The following is a 24,712-nucleotide window of genomic DNA, read 5'->3' as shown; positions in this document are numbered from 1 at the left end:
ACTAGCCTCGCGATCATGCGAGACATGGCGCGACGCGTAGTGCGGTGCGGGGTGGGCCTGATCATGGGGACCGCCACGGCCGCCGTCGAGCTGCTCTTCGTCCTGCTGGCCGGTGTGGCCCTGCTGCCGGTGGCGGCCTGGCCGTCCGGACGCCGTGCCGTACTGCGCCCGGTCCTCGCGGGGGCGCGGATACTGGCGGAGCTGGAGCGGGGCCGGCTGGGGATGTGGCTCGGCCTTCGTGTCCCGCCCGCGTACGAGGACGCGCGGGCGCTGCGGTACGTGGTCTGCCACTGGGCCCTGGGCGTCCTGGGCGGCGTGGTGATGCTGACGGCCGCGATCGGCCTGGGATACGGCACCTTCGGGATATACGGCTGGCTCCTGCTGGAGGACATACGTGACCCCGGTTCGTTCGTCCTGGGCAGTCTGGGCGGCTTCTTCCTCGTGTTCCTCGCCGTGCAGGGAATATTCGGCGTGGTCGGACTGGAGGGGCAGCTGGTGCGTCATTTCCTCGGCCCTCGCCATCAGGAGGAGCTGGAGCGGCGGATCGCCGAGTTGGCCGCCAGCCGCGCGGCGGTGGTCGACGCGGTGAACGACGAACGGCGACGCATCGAGCGGGACCTGCACGACGGTGTGCAGCAGCGTCTCGTCGCCCTCGGCATGCTGCTCGGCCGGGCCCGCCGCAGTCAGGACGCCGACCGCCGGGACCGGCTGCTGGGCCAGGCCCATGACGAGAGCCGCCGTGCCCTGGACGAACTGCGCGAGGTGGCCTGGCGGATCTATCCGACGACGCTGGACGAGGCGGGGCTGCGCGCGGCGCTGGAGACCGTGGCCGAGCGGGCGTCCGTGCCGGTCGGAGTGGAGTACGACCTTGCCGAGGAACCCGACCAGGCCGTCGCGACCGTCGCGTACTTCGTGGTCTGCGAGGCGGTCACGAACGCGGTCAAGCACGCGGCGCCGACCCGTATAAGCGTCGCCGTCAGAGCGGAGGAAGAACGAATGTATGTGAGCGTCCAGGACGACGGCTGCGGCGGGGCGAATCCCGCCGGCAGCGGACTGTTCGGGCTCGCCCGACGCGTCGCCGCCCTCGACGGCAGCCTCAGCGTGGTCAGTCCGCCGGGCGGGCCCACCCTCGTGGCCGCGGAGCTGCCATGCGGGTGATCCTCGCCGAGGACTCGACCCTGTTGAGGGAGGGGCTGGTGCGGCTGCTGGCGGAGGAGGGCCACGACGTGCTCGCGGCCGTCGGCAACGGGGAGCTGCTGCTGAAGGCGGTCGCCGAAGACCAGCCGGACGTGGTCGTCGCAGATGTCCGGATGCCGCCCACACACACGGACGAGGGGCTGCGCGCGGCCCTGGAGATACGCGAGCGCTGGCCGGAGGTCGGGGTGCTGGTGCTCTCGCAGTACGTCGAGAAGCGGTACGCGACCGAGCTGCTCACCGGGGAGACGGAAGGCGTCGGGTATCTGCTCAAGGACCGGGTGGTCCAGGTCGACGAGTTCCTGGATGCGCTGGAGCGGGTGGCCGCCGGACGCGCCGCATTCGACCCGGAGGTCGTCCGTCAGCTGCTCGGCCGTACGACGCACACCGACCTGCTCGCCCGGCTCACCGTCCGGGAGCAGGACGTGCTGGCGGAGATGGCGCAGGGCCACACCAACGCGGCGATCGCGCGCCGGCTGCACATCTCGCAGAGCGCGGTGGAGAAACACACCAACGCGATCTTCGACAAGCTGGAACTGACCGGAGGTGAGGGCTATTCACGCAGAGTGCTGGCGGTGCTGCGCTACCTGGGCAGTTGACGGGAGCTGAAGGAACCGAGCAGGGCACCGGGTACCCCGGCGCTCCCGCACCGGGCCTCGCCTCCGCACGGGGCAGTGCTTCCGCACCGGGCCGTGCTTCCGCACCGGGCCGTGCTCCCGTGCCGGGCAAGGTTTCCGCGCCGGGCTGTGCCCCTGCGCTGGCCAGTGCCCCTGCGCTGGTCAGTGCTCACGCTCGCGTGGGGCCGCGTCCCCCACCCGGCCGCGTCCTCGCACGTCGTCAGGGTCGGCCGCAGCGAGGCCGGCGGCAGCGTCTCAGCCGCAGCAGCCCCCGCCGCAACAACCGCCCCCGCCACCGCCGCCCGGCGAAGGAGCCGGGGCGGAGGCCGAGCCGCCGACGGCGACCGTCGACAGCAGCTTCACCGTGTCGTCGTGGCCCACCGGACAGGCGGCGGGAGCGGAGGACTCGGCCATGGGCCGACTCAGTTCGAAGGTGTCGCCGCAGCTCCGGCAGCGGTACTCGTAGCGAGGCATGCCCACAGGTTAACCGGCACGGTCGCCGATGGGCCCGGCCGCGGCGAACCCGTTGCCCTCGGCGCCGCCCCTTCCGCCCCTGCTGATCAGGGCATCGATCCGGTGATCAGCGGACTCCTGATCAGCGAACCCGGTGGCCGGCGGAGCCCGTGGTCAGCGATCTCGGTGGCCGGCGGAACCCGTGGTCAGCGGACCCTGTGATCAGCGGGCCCGTTGATCAGCGGGCCCGTTGATCAGTGACCGGCCCCGCGTTCCTCACGGATGCGGGTGACCACGTGGTTCACCGTCTGCCGGACCGCGTCCGTCTCCGTCAGGAAGTGCCAGTAGTCGGGGTGCCGGCCCTCCAGCGTGGTGATCGCCCGTTCCAGCCGGGCCACGGCGTCGTCCAGTGGGCGGGCGTGCCGCGGGTCGGGGGTGTTGCGGCCGGCCATGGCCAGGCGCTGGGCGTCGCGGATCGCAAAGCGAGTCCGCTCGATCTCCTGCTGAGGGTCCTTCTGCACGGCGTTCAGCCGGTGCAGCCTGTCGCCGGCGCCGGAGACGGCCTCGTCGGTGGCGTTCAGCAGTGCTCGTACCGTCGAGAGGAGGGCGGTGGCGTCGGGCCAGCGCTGTTCGTCGCGGGCGGTCCGTGCCTCGGCCAGCTTCCGCTCGGCCTGCCGGACCGAGTCGGCGGCCTGCTCCGGCACCTGCTGGAGATCCTGCCAGCAGGCGGCCGTGAACCGCCGCCGCAGCTCGCTCAGCACCGGTTCGACCTGCTCGGTACGGGTGGTCAGGGCCTGGGCGCGGGTGCGCAGGGAGACCAGGCGGCGGTCGATCTCGGTGGCGCGTTCCGGCAGCCGTTCGGCCTCGGCACGGACCGACTCGGCCTCGCGGGTGACCCGTTCGGCCCGCTCCAGGGTCTGGGGCACACCGTGCTGTCCGGCGCCCTGGTTCAGCCGGGTCAGCTCCGGACCGAGGGCGGCGAGCCGGGCGGCGAGGTCGTCCGCCTTCAGCCCGGCCCCCCGCGCGACGTCCAGGGCGTTGGAGGCGGCGAGCAGGGTCTGCCGGGCGCGTTCGACGGCGGGCGCCAGCCGGGCCAGCTGGGTCTCGGCCTTGCCGAGCAGGGGGCCGAGGCCTTCGGCGAAGCGGTCCAGTTCCCGCTTGACCCGGCCCAGCTCGTCCTTCGCGGCGGTCAGTTCGGTGCGGGCGCGGGAGGCGGCCGACGCCTCCAGATCGTCCCGGTCCAGGTCATGGGCGTCGACGGCGCCGATGTACTGGTGGCTGACCTCGTCGATGCGCCGGCCGAGCGCCTCGAAGTCGGTGACCGCGCGCCGGGCGGCGGGGGAGGCGTCGACAGCCGCGATCGTCTCGATCGAGATCCGCAGGTCCCGCTGGGCGGTGTCCAGCTCGTAGAAGGCGGCCGCCGCGTCGTCCTTCGCGGCCTGTGCCTCCGCCCGCTGGCTCTCGGCCCGCCCGCCGAACCAGCGCCGGGTGCCACCCCCGGCGAACGCGGCGGGCAGCGCGAACGCGGCCAGCAGCGGCAGGCCCACGAGGGTGAGCGCGTCACGGACCGCGCCGGACGGGCGGCGGCGGTGGGACCGGTGCGCCATGCGCTGCGCGCGCGGCACCATCGGCGAGTACGGCTGCGATGGTGTCGCCGTCACATCCCTCTCCCGTGTCGTCCGTCCTGCCCGGGTTCATTCTCCCACCCGTAAGGGACGAACACACGGGCCGATCAGTTCGCGGTTCGGACCGTGACTTTGCCGTCGCCGGTCCGGGCGTTCACCACGTGGGCGCTGCTGTCGTCCCGCGGCACCGACACGTCGACCGCGCCGTCACCGGTACTGGTCGCCACCTTGTAGGTGGCCCGGGGCAGCGTGATGCTGACGGAGCCGTCACCGCTGCGGGACTCCACCAGGTCGGGGACGGTGCCGAGTTCGAGCCTGACCGAGCCGTCGTTGGTGTGCGCGCTCACCCGGCGCGAGGAGACCTCCGCGCGCACGGAACCGTCGGCGGTGCGCAGCTCCAGCGGCCCGGTGGAGTCGGTGACGCGCACGGATCCGTCGCGGGTACGGATGTCCAACGCGTCCCGGAACCCCCGCGCCCGTACGCTGCCGTCCCCGTCCCTGACCTTGACGGCCACGCCCCGCGGCACCTCGACGCGGTGTCTGGCCGCGCAGTCGGCGACGACGCCGGAGCAGTCCATCCGCAGCACCAGCCGGTCGTCCTCCATCTTCCAGGTCACCTCGGGCTCCGAGCCGACGACGACCGAGCCCTTGAACCACCGGGTGACCTGGACCTTGCCCGACGTGTGCTCGTCCGCGGCGACGATCTCCAGGGCGGAGTCGTCGGAGTCGACGGTGAGCGTGCGCCCGTCGAGGGCGAAGGACCGGTGCTCGGGTGCCTTGTCGTCCGACGCGGAGGCACAGGCGCTGAGCCCCGCGACGAGGACGGCGACGACGCCGGCGGCGGCGAAGGCGCGGACGGGGACGGTACGGGCGGCCATGGAGATCTCCCCTGGAACGGACGACGAGGCTCTCCGACCGTACGGAGCAGCGGCCCGCGCGGGGATCCGGGCCACTACCGGATCGAAGGTGGGGTTAACCCCCGGTGCGGGCGCTGCGCGGCAACTCGTTTGCCGGGCAGTGCCCCCGGCCATGTAGGCTGTCCACTCGTCCTGGGTGCGTAGCTCAGGGGTAGAGCGCCTGCCTTACAAGCAGGATGTCGGCGGTTCGAAACCGTCCGCGCCCACCAGGACCGGTGCCGTCGGCATCGGTGCGAGAGGCCCCCGGAGAATCTCCGGGGGCCTCTCGCGTGCGGTCGTCCGGGATCTCCCTAGGATGAGGTCCGTGAGAAGTCCCGAGCCGCACGTCCAGCGACCGCCCGCGCGGTTGCGGTGGGCCGTGTGCGTGCTCGGGCTGGTGGCCGGGCTGGTGGGCATGCACGGGTTGGCACCCGGAGGGGGGCTCCCGGAGTCCTCCGCCCATCACTCCCACGCGACGTCCGCGTCATCGGCGCCGTCCGCGTCATCGGCGCCGTCCGCGCCGTCCGCGCCGTCCGCGCCGGTGGCGGCCGACACGGCGCACGCCGGGTGCCCGCGGGACGACGGTTCCTGCGGTGGCGGACACCTCCAGCACGCCGACGGAGTGTGCGCGTCCGGTGCGGTGAGCGACGGGCCGGTGCTGCCCGCGCTCGTTGCCGACCCGGTCCCCACCGTCGTGTGCGACGGCGTCGGGCGCGCGTACGCGGCCGCCGCACCGGACGGTGCGCGGGCGCCGCCCTCCCTGGCCGAACTCCAGCTCCTGCGGATATAGACACCGCCCCCGCGCCGCGCTGCCCGAGCGTGACGCGGTGCACCGGCATGTCGATCACCCCCCTCGGAGCAGGAGTTCACGCATGAACAGCATTCGTACCCTGGCACGCCGTTCCGCCCTGGTGGCGGCGACGGTCACCGCCGCGTTCGTCCTCGCCGCCTGCGGCGGCGACGGCGGGAGCGGTCACGAGGGCCCGCACAGCTCGGCGCCCGCGAGCGCCGCTGCGGGCCAGGTGACGCACAACGCCCAGGACGTCGCCTTCGCGCAGGGCATGATCCCGCACCACCGGCAGGCGGTGGAGATGGCGCGCCTGGTCGCCGGACGGTCCGCTTCGGCCGAGGTCGAGGACCTGGCCGCACGCATCGAGAAGGCGCAGGACCCGGAGATCACCACCATGACCGGCTGGCTGAAGGCCTGGGGCGAGGAGGTGCCGGAGTCGATGCCCGGCATGGACCACTCGGCGCACTCCGGCATGCCCGGGATGATGGACGGCCAGGACATGACGGAGCTGGAGAAGGCATCCGGCACGGCGTTCGACAGGATGTTCCTGACCATGATGGTCGAGCACCACGAGGGCGCCGTGGAGATGGCCGGGACCGAGAAGGCCAAGGGCCGCTACGCCCCCGCCAAGGCACTGGCCGACGACATCGTCACCGGGCAGAGGGCCGAGATCAGCGAGATGAACAAGCTCCTCGGCAAGGACTGACCCGCCTCACCGGTCCGCACGGACCCTGCCCGGGTGACGCCCCTCAGGCATCCTCGGGCGGGGTCTCCCCGGCCGGGGCCTCATGGGCGTGTTTCAGTGCCGAGCGGGCGTCCACCTGGTCGGGACCGGTCATCCGCGACCAGTAGCGATGGGTGCTGACGAACACGGCGAGCTCGCGCTCGCGCTGCCGGAGCTTCTCCACCTCGGCCTGCTCGTCCGCCGACCAGCCGGGCGAGGCCGGGCGCTCGACCTTGCGCCAGCCGTTGTCGTCGCTGAATCCGTCGAGTGGCTCGACGGACCAGGGAAGCCTCTTCAGCAGGGCCGACAACTCGGCCCGGACCTGATGCAGTTCCTCCTGACCGGCGAGGAGATCACTGGGAAAATCATAGGTCGTAGCCACGCCTCAATGATACGCCTGTTCGATTTTGAGGCGCGCGTTCCCCGAGGGGTTCACGCGAAAGGGTGGCTCCGCCGCCGGGGTCGACCGTCAGACCCCTGGCCTACCGTGAACAGCATGGACGGAGTGGACGTGCGGGCCGGCCGGGGCGGGGAGCGGGTGCGCCCGGTGCCCCGGGCGGACGGGGGTCCACGGTCCTTGCACAGGGCCGACGGCAGGGCCGACTGCCCCGGGACGGCCTTCGAACATCCGAAGGGCCGCCGGCTGCGAACGAGCGCTTGGCGGGTGGACCTGGAGAGGGGAGACTGACGTCATGTGCCGCAGCATCAAGACACTGCGCCCGCCGGTGCTGGCCGAGGAGGTCACCGAGGACGAGATCAGGGCCGCCGCCCTGCAGTACGTGCGCAAGGTGTCCGGCTTCCGTGCGCCCGCCGCGCACAACCGGGAGGTCTTCGAGCAGGCCGTGGAGGCCGTCGCCGGAGCCACCGCCGACCTGCTGGCCGGCCTGGAGATACGGGGAGGCGCCGGCGCCCGCCGGGCCTCGTGACACCCGACGGGGCGACGTGCGCCGACGTGGTGCCGGAGTACGCCGCCCTCGGCGGGACGAGCTGCGCGACCGTGTCGCCGTGGCCGTGCGCACCCCGTTCGCCGCGTTGGCCGAGCCGGTCATGAGGGGTGCTTCTCGCCTGTTCAGAGACTGCGGGCGGTGACGTCGCCGTAGGCGGTGGTCGCGTGGATGGTCAGGTCGGCGTCGGCACCGTCGGCGTTCTTGAGGGCGTTGTGGATCCGGCCGTAGGTGGTGCCGGCGTCCAGGGAGGCGGAGACTCCGCGGGCGGCGCCCACCGAGATCTCGCCGGACTCGGTGCGCAGCGTGACCGCGCCGCGCACGGCCTCGGTGATGCGGAGGTCGCCCTTCTGGGTGCTGATCTCCGCGGGACCGCCCAGGCGGCCGACCGAGATGTCCCCGGCCTGGAGGGCGAGGCGGGCGCTCGCGGCCTCGTCGAGCTTGACCGAGCCGTGCGCGCCCTCGAAGGTGACATCGCCGAGCCGTCCGACGCCCCGGATCTCGGCGTCGGCCGTCTTCGCCTCGACGTGGGAGCCGGCGGGCAGCTGGACGGTCACCTCGACGGATCCGGAGGGACCGAAGGCCTGGTTCTTCGCCGCCGGGGTGTCGATCCGCAGGACGCCGTCGGCGTACACGGCCCTGGTCTGCTCCGCCGCCTTCACGTCGCGGCTCTTCGAGGCGTTCGCCGGGAGGATCTCCACCACGGTGTCGGCCCGGTCGGCGGCGATGAACCGGATGCGTCCCGCGGGGATGTCGAGGACGGCGGAGACCGGGGCGGGGGTGTCGAACTTCTGCATCGTGCTCTCCTTCGGGCCGTTGTTTCTGACATGGGAAACGCTACGTTGCGTTCAACTGGCTGACAACATGCTTGTTGCGTATTGCTGGCATCAATGCAGGTCATAGCGATTAAAGTGTTGCAATGGAGTGCGGTTTAATGCAACGACTCCCGCCTCGTGCATTGCAATGAGCTGTAGGTGAACGCTATGCTGGACCGCCATTGACCATGAAGGAGGCCGCGATGCCGGGCGGCAGGCTCACCCAGCAGGAACGCCAGCAGATCGCACTCGGGCTGGCCGACGGCCTCGCCTACGCGGAGATCGCCCGCCGGCTCGACCGTCCGACCTCGACTATCACCCGTGAGGTGATGCGCAACGGCGGCCCCACCGCCTACCGGGCCGACCTGGCCCACCGCGCCACCGAACGCCGCACCCAGCGGCGCGTGCAGACCGCGCGCCAGGGGGCGCAGGCGTCCCCGCAGCCCCATGGGCGCGATGCGGAGGCCGTGCGCGAGTACGAGGAGGCGTTCACCACCGTCTTCATGCAGGCGGGCACGCCCAAGATGATGTCCCGGGTGCTGGCCTGCCTCTACACCACCGACGCGGGCAGCCTCACCGCGTCCGAGCTCGTCCAGCGCCTCCAGGTCAGCCCGGCGTCGATCTCCAAGGCGGTCGCGTTCCTCGAGAGCCAGGGCCTCGTCCGCCGGGAGCGCGACGAACGCCGCCGCGACCGCTACGTCGTCGACGACGACGTCTGGTACCAGTCGATGATGGCCAGCGCCCGGTCCCTCGCCCAGGTCATCGAGACCGCACGGCAGGGCGTCGGCATCCTCGGCCCCGACACCCCGGCCGCCGCCCGCCTCGAGAACATCGCCCGTTTCCTGGACTTCGTCACCGAGAGCACCGTCCGCGCCGCGGAGCAGGGCCGCGAGGTCCTCCACACGAAACTCGCGGCGGTCCCGGGCGGCACTGTCGCCCCCCGTTCGGACTGAGCCGCCGCCGGCGCGGCCGACGGGCGTGTGCGCACACCGCGAAGGCCTCTGCGATGCCCACGACATGCCCCCGCGAAGCCCACGCCCCGCCTCTACGAAGCCGCCGCCCCGCCTCTACGAAGCCGCCGACAGACCCAGCGGAGCCCCGACTGGGGGACCGTACGAAGCCTCCGACAACCCCCTGTGAAACCCTCGACAGGCTCTCCGGAAACCCCCGACAGGCTTTCCGGAACCCCCGACAGGCTCCACGACGCCTCCGACAGGCCCTACGAAGCCTCCGTGGTCCGCGGCTGGCGGCGCATCAGGTACGCCGCCACCGTCCCGGCGCCGAACAGCGCCACCAGCGATACCGCCGACGCCAGCCAGGTCGCGCCCAGCCACTGGCCGCCGAAGTAGCCGAGGGCGACGCTGTAGGCGGCCCAGGCCAGTCCGGCGAGGGCCGACCAGGGAAGGAACTCGCGGACCCGGCGGTGGGCGGCGCCGGCGACGAGGGAGACGACCGACCGGCCGGCCGGGGCGAAACGGGCGAGCACGACGAGGGCGCCGCCGCCACGCGCCAGGGCGCCGCCGAGACGTTCCTGCGCCGTGGTCAGCCGGCGGGAACGGGCGATCGCGCGGTCCAGGCGGGGCCCGCCGCGCCAGGCGAGGCGGTAGACCGCCAGGTCGCCGAGGACGGACGCGGTCGCCGCGCACAGTGTCAGCACCAGGATGTCGGGGACGTCCTGCGGGACCCGCCCGGCAGCCGCCGCGCCGGAGCCCGCTGCCGCCGCGGTGGCGGCCGTGATCACCAGGACGCCGCTCGGCAGCACCGGCAGGAAGATGTCGAGGAGGACCGAGACGGCCACCAGTACATAGATCCACGGACTGCTGACCAGGGAGCCGATGCTCCCGAGACCCTCTCCCACCACAACTCCCCGTTACTCCCCCGTGGGCCGGGCCTTGCCGCGAGACGCGGGGACGGCAGGAGCGGCCGGTGACAGCCATACAGCGTACGCCTGGGGTGTGACAGAGGGTTCACAGGGGGCTCGAGTGCTCGGTACGCGGTGTTCACCCGGACAGCGGTGCCCCTCCCCGGGCGGAGGGGCACCGCTGTCCGGGGGAGGGGCACCGCTGTCGGTGGGAGAGGCGCCGCTGTCAGGGAGGAGCGGGGCGCCGCCGCGGTCGGCTCAGGCCGCGACCGGCGTCTGCCGTTCCGCGGCGGTCTTCTCCTGCTCGGACGCGCGCCGGGCGAACAGGCGGTCCAGGCCGAAGGCGCCGGAGCCGGTGAAGGCCAGCAGCAGGAAGGCCCAGCAGAACATCGCGGAGGCCTCGCCACCGTTCTCCATCGGCCACAGGGCCTCCGGCTGGTGCACCTTGAAGTACGCGTAGGCCATGGAGCCCGAGGAGATGACCGCGGCGGCGCGGGTGCCGAGGCCCAGCATGACGAGGCTGCCGCCGACCAACTGGATCACGGCCGCGTACCAGCCCGGCCAGGTGCCCGCGTCGATCGTGCCGCCGCTACCGGAGGCGCCTCCGAGGACGCCGAAGAGGGAGGCGGCGCCGTGGCAGGCGAAGAGCAGGCCGACGACTATGCGGAACAGGCCGAGGGCGTAGGGCTGGGCGCTGTCGAGGCGTCCGGACATGTGGGGGGTGCTCCTTCGGTCGGACCGGCCGGCGGGCCGGTGGGGACGGGAACCGAGTGGGGTGCCCACGTTAGGTGAGCCTAACGATTGCTTGCAAGTTCAACATTTGGCCATGGCGTGGCGCGTGGTAGCTCGCCTCCTGTGGCCGCTGCCACAGGTGGGAGCGCTCCCATGCCCGGCCGGAGGCCCTTGAACGTGACTCAATTCATACTCGGGCCGTTCGGCCGCTTACGCCAGCTCCCGGTCCGTGATCATCCGCAGCACGGTCGTGCCGTCGCGGTCCGCCCGCGCCTGCTCCAGGCGCAGCCGGGCCGAGCGCCCCCGCAGGGTCAGCGTCATGATCTGGTTGCCGAACCAGGGGCCTCCGGTCTTGCGCCAGCGGACCGGCGGTGGCGCACAGCGTCCGTGCCGGGCGATGCGCCGCCCGAGGGCACGCGCGGGGGCGCTCCAGCCGAAGCGGAAGCCGAGGCGGATCGAGAGCGGCACCGAGTTGTGGACGGGGGAGCAGGTGAGCTGCGCCACCCGGGCGTCGGGCGCGCGGCCCGGCCAGGACGGCTCGGCCACGTAGGCGTGGTGGACGTCGCCCGACAGCACGCTCACCGTGGCGGGCGCCCCGGGCCCCGTACCGGCCTCGGCGATCAGGCCGGCGAGGGCGTCGAAGGAGGACGGGAAGGCGGACCAGTGCTCCAGGTCGGCCCGCTGCCTGATCCGCTCCCCGAGCCGGGCCCAGCGCGCGCCCCGTTCGCCGCCGCACAGCGCGGCGTTCCACGTCTCGACGTCGTGCACCAGGTGGGGCAGCAGCCAGGGCAGGGAGGTACCGATGAGCAGGTGGTCGTAGGAGTCCCGCCCCTCCAGGATCTGCTCGCGCAGCCAGGCGGCCTCGCCCGGGTCGAGCATCGCGCGGCGGTCCTCGTCCAGAACGCGCGCCGCGCGGGAGTCCACCATCAGCAGCCGTACGCGGCCGAAGTCGCGGCGGTAGCTCCAGCGGACGGCGGCCGGGTCGGCGTCCGCCCGCGCGGCGAACGCACGCAGCGCGTCGGTGCCGTCGGGGGTCTCGCGGACGGCGGCGTAGAGGGGGTCGGCGGCCAGCTCGTCCGGGGAGAGGTTGCCCAGTTGCTGGTACACCCAGTAGGACATCAGCCCGCTCAGCAGCCGTTCCCGCCACCAGGGCGTGGCCCGCATGCCGGCCAGCCAGGCGGCGGAGGTGTTCCAGTCGTCGATGACGTCGTGGTCGTCGAAGATCATGCAGCTGGGCACGGTGGACAGCAGCCAGCGCACCTCGGGGTCGAGCCAGGACTCGTAGTAGAGGCGGGTGTACTCCTCGTAGTCGGCGACCTGGTCGCCGGGAGGTTCCTTCAGGTCGCGGCGGCCGGCGATCCAGTGGCGCGTGGCGTCGGAGGTCTCGTCGGCGTACACCTGGTCGCCGAGCAGGAGCAGCACGTCGGGGCGCGCGCCCCGCGGGTTGGCCGCGATGCGTGCGGAGAGGGTGTCCAGCGCGTCCGGGCCCACCCGGTCCTTCCCGCCGGCGGGCGGCGCGGCCCAGCGGCAGGAGCCGAAGGCGACGCGCACGCCCTCGTGCTCCGGGCGTGTGGCGATCACCGAGGGCGGGAAGCGCGAATCGGGCGGCGGCCACACACGGGTGCCGTCGAGGAGCACCTCGTACTCCGTGGCCGTGCCGGGTGTCAGGCCGCTCACCGGGACCAGGGCGTAGTGGTGGCCCGCGATGTGGAAGGTGCGGGTCGTGCCGCGGCTGCCGTCGGCACAGCGCACCTCGGCGGCGCAGGGCCGGTCCGTCTCGACCCAGACGGTCGCGCGGGAGCCGTCGGTGTACCTCAGCAGTGGTCCCAGGCGCAGTCCGGCCATGGTGATCCCCTCCTCCGTCGCCCCGTACGGTACGGAACGACGGAGGCCGGCGGGGAGGCTCCGCGCCGAACGCGTGCGGGGCGGGGCGTCAGCAGCTCGCGAGGTGGTTCTGCAGCGCCGACTTCTCGGCGGAGTCGACGGAGAGGCCGTAGTAGTACTTCACCTGGACCCAGGCGCGGACGTACGTGCAGCGGTAGGCGGTGCGCGAGGGCATCCAGGTGGCCGGGTCCTGGTCGCCCTTGGCCTGGTTGACGTTGTCGGTGACCGCGATGAGCTGGGGGCGGGTCAGGTCGTTGGCGAAGGCCTGGCGCCGCGAGGTCGTCCAGGAGCCGGCGCCGGAGTCCCAGGCCTCGGCGAGCGGGACGAGGTGGTCGATGTCGACGTCGGAGGCGGCGGACCAGGTGGCGCCGTCGTAGGGGGAGTACCAGCTGCCGCTGGTGGCGGCGCAGGAGGAGTCGGTGACGACGCCGGAGCCGTCGCGCTTGAGGACGGTCTCGCGGGTGTTGCAGGAGCCCGACTGCGTGATCCAGTGCGGGAAGAGGTCGCGGTCGTAGCCGGTGCGGTTCTCGGTGGCCACGGTGAGGGAGGCGAGGTAGGTGCGGGCGGTGGCGGCGCTGACCGGGGTGGGGAGGGCGGCGGAGGCGGCCGGGCCGTTGAGGAGCCCGGCGGAGGCTATGAGTCCGGTGAACGCGGCGAGGAAACCGAGCCGTCGACGCGCGTAGAACTTCGGCATGCGAACTCCCGTTGGCTGTGGGGGTGTTGGGACGCGGGCAGGGGAATGCTCGCGACGCCGCATGGCGTACAGGTGTGCGGCCGGTAAGAAGTTAGTGACGTGTGCATGGCACGTCTACAGGTGTGACCGCAAGTGCGACGGGGCGTTCGTCCCTCGGTGCCGTCCGGGGGTTCGCGTACTATGGACGGCGCAGAAGGGGAGTAGCTCTTCGCCGGACCGTCGACATACTGCTCAGCTCGTCTGAGCCGGCGCCCGGAGGCAGGCCTCGCACGCGGGGCCGGCCAGCGAGACCTTCGGCAAGCAGTGCACGCCCGCGCCCTACGGCGGGGGCGACCGTGTGCTGCCGTGCCGAGGTGTCCGCAGCGCAGGACCAGCACTCTCGGCGGGGCGGCCCCGACCGATAGAGGAACCCTTGATCAGCCTGACCGTGACGGCAGTCGTCTTCGGCGTCGTCTTCCTCGCCGAACTGCCGGACAAGACCGCGCTCGCCGGCCTCGTCCTCGGCACCCGTTACCGGGCCTCGTACGTCTTCGCCGGCGTGGCCGCCGCGTTCGCGCTGCACGTCGTGCTCGCGGTCGCGGCCGGCAGTGTGCTGACGCTGCTGCCGCAGCAGATCGTGCACGCGCTCACCGGTGTGCTGTTCCTGGGCGGCGCCGCCGTGCTGCTCATGAAGAAGGACGACGAGGACGAGGAGATCCGCAAGCCGGAGGACCAGTCCTTCTGGAAGGTCTCCGGGGCGGGCTTCATGCTCATCCTGGTCGCCGAGTTCGGTGACCTGACGCAGATCATGACGGCCAACCTCGCGGCCCGCTACGACGATCCGCTCTCCGTCGGCCTGGGCGCGGTGCTCGCGCTGTGGGCGGTGGCCGGGCTCGGCATCGTCGGCGGCAAGGCCCTGATGAAGCGGGTGCCGCTGCGGCTGATCACGAAGGTCGCGGCACTGCTCATGCTGGGCCTCGGCGTGTGGAGTCTGTGGGAGGCGGTCGCCGGCTGAGCGGCGCGGCCGGCGCGTCCGCCGCGCGGGCCGGGCGGTGGGCGGACCGGACCGTGGGTGAGCCGGACCGTGGGTGAGCCGAACGGTTCGTGAACGTTCGGGTGGGGCGGTGGCGCGATGCCCCTTCTGTTTTGTACCGTGGATGAACAAAGTGGCCCCCGCCCGTTCTCCCTGACCGGCGGGCGGGGCCGCCTTGTTCCCTCCCGCGTCTTGGAGTCTGCCGATGACGGCCACCACCGTTCTCACCGCCCGTGCCCTGCTGCTCGACATGGACGGCACCCTCGTCAACTCGGACGCCGCCGTCGAGCGCGTCTGGCGGCGCTGGGCCGGCCGGCACGGGCTGGACGGCGACGAGGTCATGAAGGTCGTCCACGGGCGGCAGGGGTACGCCTCGATGGCGCTGCTGCTGCCGGACCGGCCCATGGAGCAGAACCACGCCGACAACGCGCGCATGCTCGCCGAGGAGACCGCCGACACCGAGGGCGTCGTCGCGATCCCCGGGGCGCCGGAGTTCCTCGCCTCGCTGCGTGGGCTGCCGCACGCCCTGGTGACCTCGGCCGACGTCCCGCTGTCCACCGCGCGGATGGCCGCCGCCGGTCTCGCCCTGCCCGACGTCCGCGTCACCGCCGAGTCCGTCGGCGCCAGCAAGCCCGATCCCGAGGGCTTCCTCAAGGGCGCCGCCGAACTGGGCGTCGCCCCGGCCGACTGCATCGCCTTCGAGGACTCCGGCGCCGGCATCACGGCCGCGCGCGCCGCCGGGATGCGCGTCGTGGGGATCGGCCCGCGAGCCGGTGAGCACGGGCCGGACGTGGTCGTCGAGGACCTGACACGGGTCCGCGTGGAAGCCGGCGCGGACGGAGCGCTGCGGCTGCACATCGGCTGACGGGGGCCGGAGCCGGGGGCGAACCCGCCGGCGGCTGCCGTAGCGGGGGCGAGCCCGCCGACGGCTGCCCTGGTCGGGGGTGAGCCCCGTCGGCGCCCGCCGTGCGCGTGGCCGCTCCTGCCCTGTGGGGCCTGGCGCGGCGCGCCTCCGCGCCGACGGCGCCGGTGTGCGTGCCCCGGGGAGCCGCGCCTCCGGCGGCCGGGCCCGGGACCGTGGCCCTCCTGCCCTCTCCTGCCCGGGCCCTCGGTCCACGGCATCGGCGCCCGCGCCCTGCCTACGACCCCCGTGTCTCCGACTCCAGTTGGCGGCGGGTGGCCGGGCCGTACACGCCGAGTTCGTCCGAGCTGATGCCGCGGGACCACTGGTAGGTGCGGACCGACTCCTCGACCTGGTGGGTGTAGGTGCCGTCGATGGCGCCGTTGTAGAGCCACACCCTGGCCAGGCGCTGCTGGAGGTCGGCGACCGCGGGTCCGCGGTCGCCGCGTTGCAGCGCGGCGCCGTCGTCGGGGCCGAGGTCCTCCCCGTCGGTCTCCTCCGCCGGGTCGGTGGTCGGTGTCGTCGTCGGGCTCTGCGTCGGCTCGGCCGACCGGGACGGCGTGGGCGACGCGTTCGACGCCGACGGGGACGGCGAGGCCGACGGACTCGCACTGGGGGACGCGGAAGCGGAGGCGGAGCCGGAGGCGGACGGCGACGCGGAGGTCGGCGGGGCGGACGTAGGGCTCGGCGTGGGTGACGTCGAGGTCTTGGTGGCCGACGGGTCCGGCACGCTCGCCCTGACCTCGTCCGGCAGCGCCCCGTCCCGCGACGGGGACTCGTAGGAGAACAGACCGCTCGCGAATCCGGCCACGCCCACCACGACCACGACCGCCCCCGCGGCACTGAGCAGTACACCCCGGCGCCGTCCGCGCGGCGGACGCCCGCCGCCACCGTCCGGGCCGGGTCCCCCGGGCGTGGCCGGTCCCACGGGGCCGGAGGAGGTGGCGGCCGAGGTCTCGAACAGGCGCAGGTCGTGCGCGCTGGGCGGGCCCGCCGAGGGCGCCAGGGGCGTGGGCAGCACCGTGGTGGCCTCCGTGGCGACGGGCAGCACCGTGGTGGCCTCCGTGGCGGCGGGCAGCACCGTGGTCGCTTCCGTGGCGGCACCGTCGGGCGGCTCGGCGCCGACGGCGCGCAGGGTCATGGTGGCGTCCGGGTCGGGTGTGGGCGCGGACGCCGGGGCGCCGGACGTCGGGGCGCCGGACGTCGGTGTGCCGGGCGCCGGCGACGCGGACGGTGGGGTACCGGGCTCGCCGGTCCCGTCCAGCTCCACGTACGGTCGTATGCGCAGCGGGTCGAAGTCCTCCGCCGCGGCCGCCTGTGCCGTGCGCGCGTCGCGCAGGGCCTCGGACGCCCGTGCGCCACAGGCGCAGGAGGGCGTGTTGTCCGCCCCCCTGGCCGTTCCGCACTCCGGGCACGGGTGCCCCGGGGCCGCCCCTTGCGGCTCCTGCGACGGCTCCTTCTGCTGCTCCACGCGTTCGTCCCTCCCCTCGCGACGCCTCGCGACTCCCCTCGCGAACTCCAGAGATTATGCAGATTTTCTCCATACTCCCGCGCGTACGCCCCCGGAACACCGGCTTCCTCCAGGACTGAACGGGCCATATCCGGACACACCCACCAAGGTGGAGAGGTGTGCGACGGCACTGCTGAGACACCGTGGGAGGTTTCGATGGCACCACGCGAGACGACGGAGCCGGCGCGGCCCGCGGAGCAGGGACGCAGGGGCGAGGGACAGGAGCAGGTCGCCGGTGGAGTGCTCGTCTCGATCGGAGCCCTGCTCCTCGGCATGCTGCTCGCCGCCCTCGACCAGACCATCGTGTCGACGGCGCTGCCCACCATCGTCAGCGACCTGGGCGGCCTGGAGCACCTGTCCTGGGTGGTCACCGCGTACCTGCTGGCCGCGACCGCCGCGACCCCGCTGTGGGGCAAGCTCGGCGACCAGTACGGGCGCAAGAAGCTGTTCCAGGCGGCCATCGGGATCTTCCTGGTCGGCTCGGCGCTGTGCGGCGTGGCACAGAGCATGCCCGGGCTGATCGCCTTCCGCGCCCTGCAGGGCCTGGGCGGCGGTGGCCTCATGGTGCTGTCGATGGCGATCGTCGGCGACCTGGTCCCACCCCGTGAACGCGGTCGGTACCAAGGGCTGTTCGGCGCGGTCTTCGGCGCGACCAGCGTGCTCGGGCCGCTGCTCGGCGGAGTCTTCACCGAGCATCTGAGCTGGCGCTGGGTCTTCTACGTCAACCTGCCCGTCGGTGTCGTCGCCCTCGCCGTGATCGCCGCGGTCCTGCACATCCCGCGCCGGGCCACCCGGCACACCATCGACTACCTCGGCACCCTCCTCATCGCCTCCGTCGCCACCTGCCTGGTGCTGGTGGCCTCGCTCGGCGGCACGACCTGGGCCTGGGGTTCACCGCAGATCATCGGCCTGGCGGCGCTGGGGGGCGTCCTCGCCGTCGTGTTCGTGGCCGTCGAGCGCCGGGCCGCGGAGCCCGTCCTGCCCCTCAAGCTCTTCCGCGTCCGCACCTTCACGCTCTCCGCCGTCATCAGTTTCATCGTCGGCTTCGCGATGTTCGGCGCGCTGACCTACCTGCCGACGTACCTCCAGGTCGTGCAGGGTGTCAGCCCGACCCTGTCCGGTGTGCACATGCTGCCGATGGTGGTCGGCGTGCTGCTGGCGTCGACCGGCTCCGGGCAGATCGTCAGCCGCACCGGCCGCTGGAAGGTGTTCCCCGTCCTGGGGACCGCCGTCACCGCGCTGGGCCTGCTCCTGCTGCACCGGCTCGACGAGAACAGCTCGACCGCCGAGACGAGCGCGTACTTCTTCGTCTTCGGCCTGGGCCTCGGCCTGGTGATGCAGGTCCTCGTCCTCATCGTGCAGAACGCGGTCCCGTACGAGGACCTCGGCGTCGCCACCTCCGGCGCGACCTTCTTCCGCTCCATCGGCGCGGCCTTCGGCGTCGCCGTCTTCGGCACGGTCTTCGCGGGCCGCCTCGGCGACCGGCTCGCCGACGCGCTGCGGGGCGAACGGCTCCCGCCCGGCGTCTCCGCCGAGACCCTGAAGGCCGACCCGGGCGGCATCGGAGCCCTGCCGCCCGCGCTGCGCCCCGAGGCGCTGCACGCCTACGCCACCTCCATCACCGACGTCTTCCTGTACGGCGCCCCGGTCGTCCTCCTCGGCTTCGTGCTGGCCTGGTTCCTCAAGGAGGACCGGCTGCGCGGCTCCGTCACGGCACCGGACGGCACGCAGACCCTCGCCAGCAACCCGGTGGAGCGCTCCTCGCACGACGAGGTGTGCCGCGCGCTGTCCGTGCTGGGCACCCGCGAGGGCCGCCGGGAGATCTACCGGCGGATCACCGCGCGGGCGGGCTACGACCTGCTGCCGGCGTCGAGCTGGATGCTGCTGCGGGTCCGGAGGTACGGCCGGGTCGAGCCGGCCGTCCTCGCCGAGCGCGGTCCGGTCCCGCTGACCACCCTCATGGCCGCCGCCCGCCAGGTGGAGGAACGGCAGCTCGCCGTCCGTGAGGGCCCCGACCTGGTCCTGACCGACCGGGGGCGGGAGGTCGCCGAGCGGCTGGCGCGGGCCCGGGAGGACTCCCTGGCCGAGCTGCTGGGCGACTGGTGGGGTCCGGACCGCCCGACCGACCTGACGCGGCTCGTGAAGGAGCTCACCGGCGAGCTGTGCGGCTCGGAGCGGGAGCGCCCGCGCGATCAGCGCGCACCGGTACGGGTCTGAGCCCCGCCGGACTCGCCCCAGCCGGATCCCTCCGTCGGACCCGCCTCAGCTGGATCCCTCCGTCGGACCCGCCTCAGCCGGTCCCCCCTCCGGACCCGCCTCAGCCGGTCCCCTCGCCGGACCCGCACGACCAGCCGCGTCCCGCCGGACCCGCCCGAGCCGGTCCCCCGCCGGACCCGCGCGACCAGCCGCGTCCCGCCGGACGCGCCGGGCCCGCCCGGGCCAGGGAGTCAGGCGGCGCGCGTGAGCGGCCTCACGAACCAGTGCTCGGCGTAGGGGGCCTCCTTGTACGCCTCGGTCTCCGTGTAACCGAGGCGCGCGTACAGGGCGCGGGCCTCGACGAGGTCGCCGCGCGTGTCGAGGACCATCCGCGAGGCCCCGAGCGCCCGTGCCGCGTCCTCGGCGGCCCGCACGAGCAGCGCGGCGCCGCCCCGGCCGCGCATCCCCGGGTCCAGGAACACCCGGGTGAGCTCGGCGGTGGTGGCGTCCAGCAGCCGCACGCCCGCAGTGCCGGCAGGTTCGGCGCCGTAGCGGGCGACCAGCAACTGTCCCCGGGGCGGCACGAGGTCGGCGCCGGAGTGGGCGGCGATCTCCCGCTCCAGCTCGTCCGGGTCGGTGGACCGCCCCTCGTGCAGCAGGTACCAGCGGTCGCTGACCTCCGTGTAGTACGCGCGCCAGAGGGCGGCGGCGACGGGGGAGTCGTACGGTTCCGGGGCGACGGTCCAGGTCATGACGGGCATTGTCGGGACGGACCGGCCCGGTGCGCGAGCGTATTTTCCCATCGCTGTGCCGCCGGTGCGCGCCGCGCGCCGTTTGAGGGCGGACTCCGGGGCAACCCGAACGGCGAACCGGCCCGCTCGGAAAGCCGGCAGGCCGAGAACCCGGAAGGCACTCATGTCCACTGGCGTGATCATCGCTTTGATCGTGGTCGTGGCGGTCGTGCTCGTCGTCGCGGCCGTCCTCGCCCTGCGCGCACGGGGCTCCCAGCACGGCGGAAACCTGAAACGGCGCTTCGGGCCCGAGTACGACCGGGCCGTGGCCCGGCACGACGGCGACACCAAGGCCGCCGAGCGCGAGCTGGCCGGGCGTGTGGAGCGGCACGGGGCGCTGCGCGAGAGGCCACTGGAACCGGCCGAGCGCGAGCGTTTCGAGGCGCGCTGGACCGCGGCCCAGGAGCGCTTCGTCGACTCCCCGCGGGAGGCGGTCGGCGAGGCGGACCGGCTGCTCGCGGAGCTGGCCGCCGCCCGGGGCTTCCCGGACGGCGCGCAGTACGAGGAGCAGCTCGCGGCGCTGTCCGTGCACCACGCCCACCACGTCGAGGGCTACCGGCGCGTGCACCGCGTGACCCACGCGCGCGTGGACGGGGCACAGGACAGCGGCGCGGGGACGGAGGAGATGCGCGCGTCCATGGTGGAGGCCCGCGCGCTGTTCGAGGACCTGGTGCGTCCGGACCGCCATGACGGCGGCCGGCACCGTGCCGGGACGCACGGCGCCGGTCCGGCGCCGGCCCGCGCGCACCACACGTGGTCGTTCCACAAGAGCCGGCCGAAGGAGAGTTGAGGCAGATGTCCGAGGCGAACCGGCAGCCCGGCGGCATCCCCGTCGAGCGAGAGGGGCAGACACCGGACGCCCGCGGCGAGACGGCCCTGGGCACCGGCCCGGGTCCGGCGGGCGGCGCGGACCATGCGTCCCGTGCGGGCGGCGCGGCACGTGCGCCCGGGACGGGCGGCGAGACGGCGGCGGGCGCGGGCGCGGCGCCGGGCATCGGCCAGTGGGCCGGCACCGGCCCGACGGGCGGCACCGGCACGGGCCCGGCGCCCGGCACGGCCCCGGCGGGCGGCGCGGGATGGGCGCCCGGTACGGGCGGCGGGACGGCACCGGGCACCGGCCCGGCAGCCGCTCCGGGCCCGGCGGGGGCTCCGCACCCGGCGCCCGGCACGGCCCCGGCGGGCGGCGCGGGACGGGCGCCCGGTACGGGCGGCGAGACATCGGTGGGCGGGGGCCCGGCACCGGGAACCGGCCAAGGAGCCGGTACAGGCCCGACGGGCGGCACCGGCCCCGCACCCGGCGCGGAGCCGGCGCGCGGTGCAGGACCCGGGGCCGGCGGCAAGCCGGTGTCCGGGGAGCGGGACGGGGCGGCGGTGGGCGCCGGGACGCTTCTCCCGAGTGAGGAGTGCGGCGAGCTGGGGCAGCGGCTGCAGCACGCGGTGGTGGGGTTCGTCGACGCGCCCCGGGCCTCCGTCGAGGAGGCCGACCGTGTCCTGGAGGAGATCACCACCCGCTTCACGGACGCCGTGACGCGCCGACGCCGCGACCTGCGCACGTCCTGGCAGAACACCGGCGACGACAACCGGGCGACCAGCACCGACACCGAACAACTCCGCCTCGCCCTGCGGGACTACCGCGAGCTGGCGGACCGTCTGATGCGCCTGTGACGCGCGGACGTCACCGATCCGCCCGGCGCTCCCGCCACTGCCGTACGACCTCTTCGACGTCGTAGGGCTTCAGACCCAGCGGGGGGCCGGGCGGCGGCTTGAACATGACGTCGCGGATCTTGACGTTGATCTCCTCGACGATCCTGCGGACGATCCGCTCCGACGGAGCCTTCGCCGCCGCCTCCAGGGCGTCCTCCGCCTCCTTGCGCAGCGCCAGCGTGGGCGGCAGCACGGAGAAGCCCTCGCGGGCCATCTTCCGCTTGATCCACCACAGCTCGTCGTACGTGCTGTCCACCTCGCTCGGGAGGGGCTTGCCCGCGCCGGGCAACTGGTCGAACTCGCCGCGCGCGTCCGCATCGCGGATCTGCTTGTCGACCCAGGACTCGAAGTCGACGCCGGGTGGCTTTCGCTCGGTCATGGACCCATTGTGCCGGACATCACCGCACCGCCCGATCTATCATGCGGCGGCGGTATGCCGACGAGGGACGTCTCTGAAGGAGCGCACGTGCTCGAACTCACCATGGCCGCCGTCACCGCGGCGGACGCGGGCGCCACGGCCGGCATGCAGATGGCCGAGGCGCCCAGCGAGCCGGGCGCGGCGGTGCGGGTGGGCCGGGACAGGTCCGTGTGCCGGCTGGTGACGCCGGACGACTGGCTGTTCGTCTCCCGGGTCCACCTGGAGTTCCGGTGCGGCCCCGACGGCACGTGGCAGGTGACGTGGTTGCGGGGCTCGCAGCCGGACCCGGCCTCCGACGTGCGGCTCGTGACGGGCGCGCACGCGCGGTCCCTGCCCTACGGCGGCATCACGCCGCTGCCGAGGGGCGGCAGCGGCGAGATCGTGGTGCAGGACCGCACGGGGCCGCGCAGCGTCAACGTCGGCTTCCACCACGAGGTGTGAGACGCGGGGGCCGGGACGCGCGCCGTCACGGACGGGGGCCGGTCAGGCCAGCACCCGCGCCGTCACGGACGGGGGCCGGTCAGGCCAGCACCCGCGCCGTCACGGACGGGGGCCGGTCAGGCCAGCACCCGCGCCAGCGCGAACCCGTCGTACCCCTTGCCGCCGACCGTCTGTACGGCCGTACCGCTGAGCCGGGGGTGGCTGCCGATCAGCTCGATGGCGGCGCGGGTGCCCCGCACGTCGTCCTCGGCGCTGTCGGGGTCGGCCACCCGGCCGCCGCGGACCACGTTGTCGATGACGATGAGGCTGCCGGTGCTGGTGAGTTTCAGGGCCCACTCGATGTAGTGCGGGTTGTTGACCTTGTCGGCGTCGATGAAGACCAGGTCGAACGGCGGTGGGTTCTCGTCGGCGAGCTCCGGCAGCGTCTCCAGGGCAGGGCCCACGCGTACGTCGACGAGGGTGTCGAGTCCGGCGCGGGCGATGTTGCGGGTGGCGACCTCGGCGTGCCGGACGCTGTGTTCCAGCGTGACCAGGCGGCCGTCGGCGGGCAGGGCACGGGCCAGCCAGATGGTGCTGTAACCGCCGAGGGTGCCGATCTCCAGGATGGTGCGGGCGCCCTGGACCTGGGCGAGGAGCTGGAGGAGTTTGCCCTGGTTGGCGGTGACGTTCACCCGTGGCAGCCCGGCGGCGTCACTGTCCCGCAGGGCGGCCTCCAGCGGGTCGTCGTTCGGGCTGAGGTGGCTGATGAGATAGGCGTCGACGTCGTCCCAGAGCCGCGACTCGCTCATGCCGGGGGCCTCCCGTGTGCGTCGTTAGGTTTTCTAAGTAGATGCGCTAACGAAGATAGCCCCGGGGCGGTGACGTGTCAGTGGATCCGAGGGGTGTGTTGGTGTGTCCCCCGCCGAAGGGGGCGGCGGGGGACACCGTTCGGATCCACGGGCACCGTCCGCTCGGCCGGGAGGCGGCGTCCGTCCTCAGGCCTCCACGGCCGGAGCGGAGCCCGGCAGCGGCCGGCCCGCGGACTCGCTCATGAACCACACCGCCACGCCGCCGACCACGGCCGCGGCCATCATGTAGTAGGCGGGCATCATCATGTCGCCCGTCGCCCCGATCAGCGCCGTCACCACCAGCGGCGTCGTCCCGCCGAACAGCGACACCGACACGTTGAAGCCGATCGACAGCGACCCGTAGCGCACCCGTGTCGGGAACAGCGCCGGCAGCGCGGACGGCATCGACGCCGTGAAGCAGACCAGCAGCAGCCCCAGCGCCGCCATGCCCAGCGCCACCGCCACCAGGCTGCCCTGGCGGATCAGCAGCAGCGCCGGGACGGACAGCAGCAGGAAGCCCGCGCAGCCAGCCGCGATCACCGGCCGCCGTCCGACCCGGTCGGTCAGCGCGCCGGCGAACGGCTGCACGATCATCATCAGCGCCATCACGGCCAGCACGACCAGCAGCCCGTGCGTCTCGTCGTACTTCAGCTCGCTCGTCAGATAGCTCGGCATGTACGACAGCAGCATGTAGTCGGTGACGTTGAAGACCAGCACCAGGCCGACGCAGAGCAGCAGCGTCTTCCACTGTCCGGCGACCATCTCGCGCAGCGGCACCTTCGGCCGGTCCGCCTCCGCCTTCTCGACCTCGGCCGCGAACGCCGGCGTCTCCTCCAGGCGCATCCGCAGGTACAGCCCGATGATGCCCATCGGTCCCGCGATCAGGAACGGGATCCGCCACCCCCACGACGTCAGGTCGCCGTCGGACAGCAGCGCCGTCATCAGGGTCACCAGTCCGGCGCCGCCGATGTAGCCGGCCAGCGTGCCGAACTCGAGCCAGCTCCCGAGGAAACCGCGCCGCTTGTCCGGCGCGTACTCGGCGATGAAGGTGGACGCGCCCGCGTACTCACCACCGGTGGAGAAGCCCTGCACCAGTCGCGCGACCAGCAGCAGGACCGGCGCCCAGACGCCGATCGTCGCGTACGAGGGGATCAGCCCGATGGCGAACGTACCCGCCGCCATCATGATCATCGTGAGGGCGAGGACCTTCTGCCGGCCGACGCGGTCGCCCAGCGGACCGAAGACCATGCCGCCGAGCGGCCGGACCAGGAACGCCGCGGCGAAGGCGCCGAACGTGGACAGGAGCTGGGCGGTCGGGTTGCCCGAGGGGAAGAAGACCTTGCCCAGCGTCACGGCGATGTAGCTGTAGACGCCGAAGTCGAACCACTCCATCGCGTTGCCCAGCGCCGCGGCCTTCACGGCACGCTTGACGAGCGCGGGGTCGGTGGCGGTGGGAGCGGCGCCGGACGCGGCCGAGGGGGCCGGTGCCGGAGACGGCGACCGGTTCGTGCGGGACGGGTGAGCGGCGACGGGGGCAGCCGACAAAACTTCGCTCGCCTACTTTCGACGGGGGCAGGGACACCACGACCCGCACGGCGGCACTGTCGCCGGGCCGGAAAAAGACCCGCGACACACGCCGCAGGCCGAAAAGCGACCATAGGCGCTGATGCGCCGCTTACGCCC

26 protein-coding genes and 1 tRNA gene are annotated in these 24,712 nt (G+C 73.4%); 13 read left to right on the top strand and 14 right to left on the bottom strand.

Translation table 11 applies throughout. The features are described 5' to 3' along the window. Nucleotides 1-15 precede the first annotated feature (15 nt). On the top strand, nt 16-1,158 hold the full coding sequence (locus tag KUM32_RS16200; protein ID WP_217142595.1) for a sensor histidine kinase: 1,143 nt from the start codon (nt 16-18) through the stop codon (nt 1,156-1,158). Then, the gene (locus KUM32_RS16195; RefSeq protein ID WP_217142594.1) at nt 1,149-1,793 is read left to right on the top strand and encodes a response regulator transcription factor; all 645 of its coding nucleotides are present in this window, start codon (nt 1,149-1,151) and stop codon (nt 1,791-1,793) included. The genes KUM32_RS16200 and KUM32_RS16195 overlap by 10 nt, the downstream gene beginning before the upstream one ends. Nucleotides 1,794-2,066: 273 nt before the next feature. Here KUM32_RS16195 and KUM32_RS16190 read toward each other — a convergent pair whose 3' ends face one another. The 3 genes from KUM32_RS16190 to KUM32_RS16180 all read right to left on the bottom strand — a co-directional run bounded on the left by KUM32_RS16190 (nt 2,067) and on the right by KUM32_RS16180 (nt 4,767). After that, on the bottom strand, nt 2,067-2,285 hold the full coding sequence (locus tag KUM32_RS16190; RefSeq protein ID WP_217142593.1) for a zinc ribbon domain-containing protein: 219 nt from the start codon (nt 2,283-2,285) through the stop codon (nt 2,067-2,069). Nucleotides 2,286-2,518: 233 nt separating this feature from the next. After that, nucleotides 2,519-3,925: a hypothetical protein gene (locus tag KUM32_RS16185; RefSeq protein WP_217142592.1), complete on the bottom strand. Its 1,407-nt coding sequence runs from the start codon at nt 3,923-3,925 to the stop codon at nt 2,519-2,521. A 71-nt stretch (nt 3,926-3,996) separates the two neighbouring features. Continuing rightward, nucleotides 3,997-4,767 (bottom strand): DUF4097 family beta strand repeat-containing protein, encoded by a 771-nt coding sequence (locus KUM32_RS16180; RefSeq protein ID WP_217142591.1) that lies wholly within the window; start codon nt 4,765-4,767, stop codon nt 3,997-3,999. A gap of 173 nt (nt 4,768-4,940) precedes the next feature. Between KUM32_RS16180 and KUM32_RS16175 the strand changes: the two genes are divergently transcribed. The 3 genes from KUM32_RS16175 to KUM32_RS16165 all read left to right on the top strand — a co-directional run bounded on the left by KUM32_RS16175 (nt 4,941) and on the right by KUM32_RS16165 (nt 6,281). Further along, nucleotides 4,941-5,015 (top strand) — tRNA-Val (locus KUM32_RS16175). Between the two features lie 95 nt (nt 5,016-5,110). After that, nucleotides 5,111-5,575, top strand: a complete 465-nt coding sequence (locus KUM32_RS16170; RefSeq protein ID WP_374227521.1) for a DUF6153 family protein — start codon at nt 5,111-5,113, stop codon at nt 5,573-5,575. An 82-nt stretch (nt 5,576-5,657) separates the two neighbouring features. Beyond that, a complete protein-coding gene (locus KUM32_RS16165; RefSeq protein WP_217142589.1) occupies nt 5,658-6,281 on the top strand; it encodes a DUF305 domain-containing protein in 624 nt (207 codons plus the stop codon). 43 nt (nt 6,282-6,324) lie between these two features. Here the strand turns inward: KUM32_RS16165 and KUM32_RS16160 are convergent, their stop codons facing one another. Next, a complete protein-coding gene (locus KUM32_RS16160; protein ID WP_217142588.1) occupies nt 6,325-6,681 on the bottom strand; it encodes a hypothetical protein in 357 nt (118 codons plus the stop codon). A gap of 310 nt (nt 6,682-6,991) precedes the next feature. On the opposite strand from KUM32_RS16160, the gene KUM32_RS16155 reads away from it, so the two are divergent. After that, entirely contained in the window at nt 6,992-7,225 is a 234-nt protein-coding gene (locus tag KUM32_RS16155) for a DUF2277 domain-containing protein (protein WP_217142587.1), read from the top strand. Between the two features lie 143 nt (nt 7,226-7,368). On the opposite strand, the gene KUM32_RS16150 is transcribed toward KUM32_RS16155, so the two are convergent. Further along, nucleotides 7,369-8,040 carry a DUF4097 family beta strand repeat-containing protein gene (locus KUM32_RS16150; protein WP_217142586.1) on the bottom strand — a complete coding sequence of 224 codons (672 nt, stop codon included), beginning with the start codon at nt 8,038-8,040 and terminating at the stop codon, nt 7,369-7,371. Between the two features lie 221 nt (nt 8,041-8,261). On the opposite strand from KUM32_RS16150, the gene KUM32_RS16145 reads away from it, so the two are divergent. Next, a complete protein-coding gene (locus KUM32_RS16145) occupies nt 8,262-9,011 on the top strand; it encodes a helix-turn-helix domain-containing protein (RefSeq protein ID WP_217142585.1) in 750 nt (249 codons plus the stop codon). Between the two features lie 266 nt (nt 9,012-9,277). Here the strand turns inward: KUM32_RS16145 and KUM32_RS16140 are convergent, their stop codons facing one another. From KUM32_RS16140 to KUM32_RS16125, 4 genes are all read right to left on the bottom strand, one after another. Continuing rightward, on the bottom strand, nt 9,278-9,916 hold the full coding sequence (locus KUM32_RS16140; protein WP_217142584.1) for a DedA family protein: 639 nt from the start codon (nt 9,914-9,916) through the stop codon (nt 9,278-9,280). A gap of 261 nt (nt 9,917-10,177) precedes the next feature. Then, nucleotides 10,178-10,633: a DoxX family protein gene (locus tag KUM32_RS16135; protein ID WP_217142583.1), complete on the bottom strand. Its 456-nt coding sequence runs from the start codon at nt 10,631-10,633 to the stop codon at nt 10,178-10,180. A 228-nt stretch (nt 10,634-10,861) separates the two neighbouring features. After that, on the bottom strand, nt 10,862-12,496 hold the full coding sequence (locus KUM32_RS16130) for an alkaline phosphatase D family protein (RefSeq protein ID WP_217142582.1): 1,635 nt from the start codon (nt 12,494-12,496) through the stop codon (nt 10,862-10,864). An 88-nt stretch (nt 12,497-12,584) separates the two neighbouring features. Then, nucleotides 12,585-13,229 carry an HNH endonuclease family protein gene (locus KUM32_RS16125; RefSeq protein ID WP_217142581.1) on the bottom strand — a complete coding sequence of 215 codons (645 nt, stop codon included), beginning with the start codon at nt 13,227-13,229 and terminating at the stop codon, nt 12,585-12,587. A gap of 412 nt (nt 13,230-13,641) precedes the next feature. On the opposite strand from KUM32_RS16125, the gene KUM32_RS16120 reads away from it, so the two are divergent. Further along, nucleotides 13,642-14,223 carry a TMEM165/GDT1 family protein gene (locus tag KUM32_RS16120; RefSeq protein ID WP_217142580.1) on the top strand — a complete coding sequence of 194 codons (582 nt, stop codon included), beginning with the start codon at nt 13,642-13,644 and terminating at the stop codon, nt 14,221-14,223. Nucleotides 14,224-14,446: 223 nt separating this feature from the next. Next, on the top strand, nt 14,447-15,106 hold the full coding sequence (locus tag KUM32_RS16115) for an HAD family hydrolase (protein ID WP_217142579.1): 660 nt from the start codon (nt 14,447-14,449) through the stop codon (nt 15,104-15,106). 274 nt (nt 15,107-15,380) lie between these two features. Here the strand turns inward: KUM32_RS16115 and KUM32_RS16110 are convergent, their stop codons facing one another. Beyond that, nucleotides 15,381-16,613, bottom strand: coding sequence for a peptidoglycan-binding protein (locus tag KUM32_RS16110; RefSeq protein ID WP_217142578.1), 1,233 nt, complete (start codon nt 16,611-16,613; stop codon nt 15,381-15,383). Between the two features lie 195 nt (nt 16,614-16,808). Here KUM32_RS16110 and KUM32_RS16105 point away from each other — a divergent pair, with 195 nt between their 5' ends. Beyond that, nucleotides 16,809-18,869 (top strand): MDR family MFS transporter, encoded by a 2,061-nt coding sequence (locus tag KUM32_RS16105; RefSeq protein ID WP_217142577.1) that lies wholly within the window; start codon nt 16,809-16,811, stop codon nt 18,867-18,869. Nucleotides 18,870-19,099: 230 nt separating this feature from the next. Here KUM32_RS16105 and KUM32_RS16100 read toward each other — a convergent pair whose 3' ends face one another. Further along, nucleotides 19,100-19,600: a GNAT family N-acetyltransferase gene (locus KUM32_RS16100; RefSeq protein ID WP_217142576.1), complete on the bottom strand. Its 501-nt coding sequence runs from the start codon at nt 19,598-19,600 to the stop codon at nt 19,100-19,102. Between the two features lie 163 nt (nt 19,601-19,763). Here KUM32_RS16100 and KUM32_RS16095 point away from each other — a divergent pair, with 163 nt between their 5' ends. After that, nucleotides 19,764-20,429 (top strand): hypothetical protein, encoded by a 666-nt coding sequence (locus KUM32_RS16095; protein WP_217142575.1) that lies wholly within the window; start codon nt 19,764-19,766, stop codon nt 20,427-20,429. A gap of 5 nt (nt 20,430-20,434) precedes the next feature. Further along, the gene (locus KUM32_RS45295; RefSeq protein WP_374227520.1) at nt 20,435-21,304 is read left to right on the top strand and encodes a hypothetical protein; all 870 of its coding nucleotides are present in this window, start codon (nt 20,435-20,437) and stop codon (nt 21,302-21,304) included. A gap of 10 nt (nt 21,305-21,314) precedes the next feature. Here the strand turns inward: KUM32_RS45295 and KUM32_RS16085 are convergent, their stop codons facing one another. Next, nucleotides 21,315-21,722 carry a DUF1992 domain-containing protein gene (locus KUM32_RS16085; protein ID WP_217142574.1) on the bottom strand — a complete coding sequence of 136 codons (408 nt, stop codon included), beginning with the start codon at nt 21,720-21,722 and terminating at the stop codon, nt 21,315-21,317. A gap of 87 nt (nt 21,723-21,809) precedes the next feature. On the opposite strand from KUM32_RS16085, the gene KUM32_RS16080 reads away from it, so the two are divergent. Beyond that, complete coding sequence (locus KUM32_RS16080) at nt 21,810-22,202, top strand: FHA domain-containing protein (RefSeq protein ID WP_217142573.1); 393 nt, start codon at nt 21,810-21,812, stop codon at nt 22,200-22,202. Nucleotides 22,203-22,318: 116 nt separating this feature from the next. Here the strand turns inward: KUM32_RS16080 and KUM32_RS16075 are convergent, their stop codons facing one another. Both KUM32_RS16075 and proP read right to left on the bottom strand, forming a co-directional pair. Beyond that, nucleotides 22,319-22,990: an O-methyltransferase gene (locus KUM32_RS16075; RefSeq protein ID WP_217142572.1), complete on the bottom strand. Its 672-nt coding sequence runs from the start codon at nt 22,988-22,990 to the stop codon at nt 22,319-22,321. A 186-nt stretch (nt 22,991-23,176) separates the two neighbouring features. Then, nucleotides 23,177-24,574 carry a glycine betaine/L-proline transporter ProP gene (gene proP, locus KUM32_RS16070; RefSeq protein ID WP_217142571.1) on the bottom strand — a complete coding sequence of 466 codons (1,398 nt, stop codon included), beginning with the start codon at nt 24,572-24,574 and terminating at the stop codon, nt 23,177-23,179. Nucleotides 24,575-24,712: the final 138 nt, after the last annotated feature.

The organism is Streptomyces sp. AC627_RSS907 (assembly GCF_019049165.1).
Note: the sequence above shows the minus strand (reverse complement) of the source record. Positions and strands in the feature narration are given on the sequence as shown.

What these genes read in the sequence shown, in the direction of transcription:
- KUM32_RS16155 (WP_217142587.1), top strand. Translation starts at nt 6,992, where the DNA reads ATGTGCCGCAGCATCAAGACACTGCGCCCGCCGGTGCTGGCCGAGGAG.
- KUM32_RS16125 (WP_217142581.1), bottom strand. Translation starts at nt 13,229, where the DNA reads ATGCCGAAGTTCTACGCGCGTCGACGGCTCGGTTTCCTCGCCGCGTTC.
- KUM32_RS16095 (WP_217142575.1), top strand. Translation starts at nt 19,764, where the DNA reads ATGTCCACTGGCGTGATCATCGCTTTGATCGTGGTCGTGGCGGTCGTG.
- KUM32_RS16180 (WP_217142591.1), bottom strand. Translation starts at nt 4,767, where the DNA reads ATGGCCGCCCGTACCGTCCCCGTCCGCGCCTTCGCCGCCGCCGGCGTC.
- KUM32_RS16115 (WP_217142579.1), top strand. Translation starts at nt 14,447, where the DNA reads ATGACGGCCACCACCGTTCTCACCGCCCGTGCCCTGCTGCTCGACATG.
- KUM32_RS16165 (WP_217142589.1), top strand. Translation starts at nt 5,658, where the DNA reads ATGAACAGCATTCGTACCCTGGCACGCCGTTCCGCCCTGGTGGCGGCG.
- KUM32_RS16135 (WP_217142583.1), bottom strand. Translation starts at nt 10,633, where the DNA reads ATGTCCGGACGCCTCGACAGCGCCCAGCCCTACGCCCTCGGCCTGTTC.
- KUM32_RS16075 (WP_217142572.1), bottom strand. Translation starts at nt 22,990, where the DNA reads ATGAGCGAGTCGCGGCTCTGGGACGACGTCGACGCCTATCTCATCAGC.
- KUM32_RS16105 (WP_217142577.1), top strand. Translation starts at nt 16,809, where the DNA reads ATGGCACCACGCGAGACGACGGAGCCGGCGCGGCCCGCGGAGCAGGGA.
- KUM32_RS16195 (WP_217142594.1), top strand. Translation starts at nt 1,149, where the DNA reads ATGCGGGTGATCCTCGCCGAGGACTCGACCCTGTTGAGGGAGGGGCTG.
- KUM32_RS16130 (WP_217142582.1), bottom strand. Translation starts at nt 12,496, where the DNA reads ATGGCCGGACTGCGCCTGGGACCACTGCTGAGGTACACCGACGGCTCC.
- KUM32_RS16100 (WP_217142576.1), bottom strand. Translation starts at nt 19,600, where the DNA reads ATGACCTGGACCGTCGCCCCGGAACCGTACGACTCCCCCGTCGCCGCC.
- KUM32_RS16150 (WP_217142586.1), bottom strand. Translation starts at nt 8,040, where the DNA reads ATGCAGAAGTTCGACACCCCCGCCCCGGTCTCCGCCGTCCTCGACATC.
- KUM32_RS16145 (WP_217142585.1), top strand. Translation starts at nt 8,262, where the DNA reads ATGCCGGGCGGCAGGCTCACCCAGCAGGAACGCCAGCAGATCGCACTC.
- KUM32_RS16085 (WP_217142574.1), bottom strand. Translation starts at nt 21,722, where the DNA reads ATGACCGAGCGAAAGCCACCCGGCGTCGACTTCGAGTCCTGGGTCGAC.
- KUM32_RS16190 (WP_217142593.1), bottom strand. Translation starts at nt 2,285, where the DNA reads ATGCCTCGCTACGAGTACCGCTGCCGGAGCTGCGGCGACACCTTCGAA.
- KUM32_RS16200 (WP_217142595.1), top strand. Translation starts at nt 16, where the DNA reads ATGCGAGACATGGCGCGACGCGTAGTGCGGTGCGGGGTGGGCCTGATC.
- KUM32_RS45295 (WP_374227520.1), top strand. Translation starts at nt 20,435, where the DNA reads ATGTCCGAGGCGAACCGGCAGCCCGGCGGCATCCCCGTCGAGCGAGAG.